The 3,792-nt window shown below is 71.1% G+C and carries 4 protein-coding genes; all 4 read right to left on the bottom strand.

Annotated features, from left to right (window positions below):
- The coding region (locus D3105_RS32890) for an alkaline phosphatase family protein (protein ID WP_206273033.1) at positions 1–748 on the bottom strand (748 nt) is incomplete at its 3' end.
- 43 nt (positions 749–791) lie between these two features.
- On the bottom strand, positions 792–1,829 hold the full coding sequence (locus D3105_RS32885) for a hydroxyacid dehydrogenase (RefSeq protein ID WP_118906484.1): 1,038 nt from the start codon (positions 1,827–1,829) through the stop codon (positions 792–794).
- Positions 1,826–2,764: a carbohydrate ABC transporter permease gene (locus D3105_RS32880; protein WP_118906483.1), complete on the bottom strand. Its 939-nt coding sequence runs from the start codon at positions 2,762–2,764 to the stop codon at positions 1,826–1,828. The genes D3105_RS32885 and D3105_RS32880 overlap by 4 nt, the downstream gene beginning before the upstream one ends.
- Positions 2,761–3,762 carry a carbohydrate ABC transporter permease gene (locus D3105_RS32875; protein ID WP_206273035.1) on the bottom strand — a complete coding sequence of 334 codons (1,002 nt, stop codon included), beginning with the start codon at positions 3,760–3,762 and terminating at the stop codon, positions 2,761–2,763. The genes D3105_RS32880 and D3105_RS32875 overlap by 4 nt, the downstream gene beginning before the upstream one ends.
- Positions 3,763–3,792 lie beyond the last annotated feature (30 nt).

The following is a 3,792-nucleotide window of genomic DNA, read 5'->3' as shown; positions in this document are numbered from 1 at the left end:
CCGGGACGAGGGCGGCCCCGGCGGTGATGTCCGGGCCGGCGCAGGCGAGCCAGGCGGTGCGTTCGGCCGCACTGTCGCCGCCGTGGCCGCCCTCGTCCCGGTGCCCGTGGTCGGTGACGACGAGGACGGTCCAGGCCTCGTCGTCGTAACCGGGGCGGGAGCGCAGGGCGGCGAGGAGGTCGCCCAGGTGGCGGTCGGCCGCCTCGACCGAGGTCTCGTACGCGTCGCCGCAGCCGAGGTGGTGCGCGGTCTCGTCGGGGGCGCCGAGGTAGACGAAGGACGCCTCGGGATCCTCGTGGGTGAGGACGGCCACCGCGTCGCGCACGGTCGAGGCGTCGGCCTCCTCCCAGGCTGCGGGCGTGTCGGCGGCCGGTGCGTGGTGGGTGAGCCGGGTGGGGCGGCGGAACATCGGACCGCCGTCGGCGACGGTGACCAACGGTTCCCAGGCGGCAGCCACATAGGTGCGGCGGCCGTCCTGGCGGGCCAGGCGGGTGGCGAAGTCCGGGAAGACGCCCAGGCGGTGGCCGCTGAAGTCGTTGCTCCACACGGCGTGCTTGGTGACGCGGACGCCGGTGACGACGGTGGCCCAGCACGGGCCCGACATGGTGGGGGTGTCCTCCCCCACGGTCACCGGAGCCAGGAAGCCGGCGTCGGCCACCGCGTCGAGGTGCGGGGTGGGCACCCGGCGCAGGGTGTCGAGACGCACTCCGTCGATGCCGACGACGAGCGCACGGCGGGCACGTGACATGGCGGGTCTCCCGGAGAGGTACGGAGGTGGGTACGGGGACGGGTCAGGCCTGCTGGTGCAGGGTGCGGGGGTCCACCGCGTGGGCGAACGGCAGGCCGTGCGCGTACCGTTCGAGCTCGTCGACGGCGGCGTCGGCGAGCCGGTGGAGTTCGCCGCCCTGGGAGCCGGCGATGTGCGGGGTGAGCAGGACGTTCGGCAGTTCGTAGAGCGGCGAGTCGGCGGGCAGGACTTCCGGTTCCGTGTGGTCGAGGACGGCGTTCAGACGTCCGGTGGCCGCTTCCTTCACCAGCGCTTCGGTGTCCACCAGGGAGCCGCGGGCGGTGTTGACGAGGGTCGCCCCGTCCCGCATCAACGCGAGGCGCGGGGCGTCGAACAGGTGGCGGGTGGCGGGGAGTTCGGGAGCGTGGATGGTGACGACGTCGCTCTCGGCCGCCAGGGTGTCGAGTTCGGTGCGCTCCACGCCGAGGGTCCGGGCGTCCTCCTCGTCGAGGTACGGGTCGTGGACCAGGACGCGGAGGTCGTAGGGGCGCAGCAGTTCGACGACGCGGCGGCCGATGCGGGAGGCGCCCACGATGCCGACGGTGCGGCGGTAGTTGCCGACGCCGGGGAAGCGTTCGAGGAGGTTCACCCGGGAGCGTGCTTCGCGGTAGACGCGGGCGCTCTCCAGGATGTTCTTGTTGGCGAAGAGGATCGCGGCGACCGTGTACTCGGCGACCGGGAAGGCGTTGGCCCTTGCGGCGGTACTCACGGCGATACCCCGGTCCCAGACGTCCTGGGTGATGTGGTGCTTGACGGATCCTGCGGCGTGGACGACGGCGCGCAGCCGGGGCATGGCGCTCAGGGCTGCCGGGTCCAGCGGGGGGCAGCCCCAGCCGGTGAACAGGACCTCGGCCTCGTGGAGTCCGGTGCGCTGGGCGGGGTCGTCGGCGCCGAAGTCGGTGACGAGGAGGCGGGGGTCGAGGTCGGCGACGCGGGCGAGCCGGTCCAGGGCCTCGGGGGCGAGGATCGCGGCCCGGGTCTCGCCGCTCATCGCCAGGACGGTGCGGGGGCGGGTCACCCGGGGCGTGGCGGAGTGGCTCACTTGACGGCTCCTGCGGTCAGGCCCGAGCGCCAGAAGCGCTGGAGGCAGAGGAAGGCGACGATCAGGGGGACGACGGCGACGAGGGAGCCGATGATGACCAGCGGGTAGAGCTCCGGCTGCTGGTAGACGTTCTGGTTCCACATGAACAGGCCCAGGTTGACCGGGTAGAGCCGGTCGTCGTTGAGCATCATGAGCGCGCCGTAGAAGTTGTTCCAGCTCGCGGTGAAGGAGAACAGGAAGATGGTCACGAAGCCGGGCGCGAGCATCGGCAGGGCGACCTTGACGAAGGTCTGCACCTCGCCGGCTCCGTCGACGCGGGCGGCTTCGAGGACCTCGCCCGGCACGTACCCCTCGGAGAAGACGCGGGCCAGGTAGACGCCGAAGGGGTTGACGAGGCTGGGGATCAGGACGGCCCAGTAGGTGTTGACGAGGCCCAGTTCGGAGGCCATCAGGTACAGCGGGAGCTGGACGACGGTCGAGGGGATGAGGACGCCGACCAGGACGACGCCGAACCACTTCTCCCGGCCGCGGAAAGCGTACTTGTCGAAGGCGTAGCCGCAGGCGACGGAGATGAGGGTGGAGAGGAGGGAGGCGACGACGGTGTAGAGGAGGCTGTTGAGCATCCAGCGGACGAAGACGCCGTCGTTGTATTCCAGGAGGGCGTTCAGGTTCGACAGGAACGCGAAGTCGCCGAGGCTGAACGGGTTGGTGGCGAACAGGTCCCGGTAGCTCTTCGTGGAGGCGATGAGGAGCCAGGTCAGCGGCATCAGCGTGTAGACGGCGACGACGGCTAGCACGGCGTTCACCGTCACCCGGGAGGTGAGGCCGCCGGTGCGGTTCCGGCGTGCGGGCGGCCTGGGTGCGTCGCGGCGTTCGGTTCCCTCGCGCCGGGTGGCGGCGGTGGGTGCCTCGCGGTTGGCTGTCTGGGTGCTCATGAGGCCTTCCACCGGTTGCCGAGCTTGGTGACGACGAAGGACAGCAGGCCGGCGACGAGGGCGAGCAGCAGGGAGCTCGCCGCGGCCAGGCCGTAGTCGTGGCCCTTGAAGGCCACGGTGTAGATGAACATGGTCGGCGACCAGTCCTCGCCCATGGTGTTGGCGCGGAGTTGGACGAGTTTGGGGGCGTCGAAGAGCTGGATGGCGCCGACGCAGGTGAACAGCAGAGTGAGGACGACGGTGGGCCGGATCATGGGGATCTTGACCTGGAGGGCGGTGCGCAGGGCGCCGGCTCCGTCGACGGTCGCGGCTTCCAGGACCTCGCGGGGGACGGCCTGGAGACCCGCGTAGAAGATGATCATGTTGTAGCCGGTCCACTGCCAGGCGGAGATGTTGACGACGGAGAAGATCGCCTCGTCCTCGCCGAAGAAGTTCCAGTCGGCGCCGAACGCGTCGAGGGCGTCGGTGACGGGGCTGAGGCCGGGTGTGTAGAGGTAGAGCCAGATCAGCGAGGCGATCAGGCCGGGCACCGCGTGCGGCAGGAAGTAGGCGATCTGGAAGAACCGCCTGGCCCGGGCCATGGCCGAGTCGACGAGCAGGGCCAGGATGAGCGCGCCGCCGACCATCGCGGGGATGTAGAGGGCGCAGTAGAGGGCGATGTTCCCGAAGGAGCGGAGGAACGCCTCGTTGCCGAGGGCTTCGGTGAAGTTGCCGAGCCCGGCGAAGACGCGCTCGGTTCCGCCGAATCCCAGCCCGGAGGATTCCTCCCGGTAGAGGCTCATCCAGGCCGCGTAGATCATCGGCAGGACGGTGACGGCGGCGAAGAGTGCGAAGAACGGGACGGTGAACAGGGCGACGGCCCGGCGCTGTCCGCGTCGTGTGCCGGGGCCGCCCGGGGCACCGGGCTTTCCTGGTCCGGCCCGTCCGGCGGATCCGGCGGGCGGCGGCACGGCCGGGGGTGCCGGGGTCTTGGCCGGCCGGGCGAGTGGGGCTGCCACCTGGTGCTCCTTCGGCGGGTGGGGCGGGAA

Source organism: Streptomyces globisporus, from assembly GCF_003501885.1.
Taxonomy (GTDB): Bacteria; Actinomycetota; Actinomycetes; order Streptomycetales; family Streptomycetaceae; genus Streptomyces; species Streptomyces globisporus_D.
The sequence above is the reverse complement of the archived record's forward strand: the minus strand, read 5'-3'. Positions and strand labels throughout refer to the sequence as shown.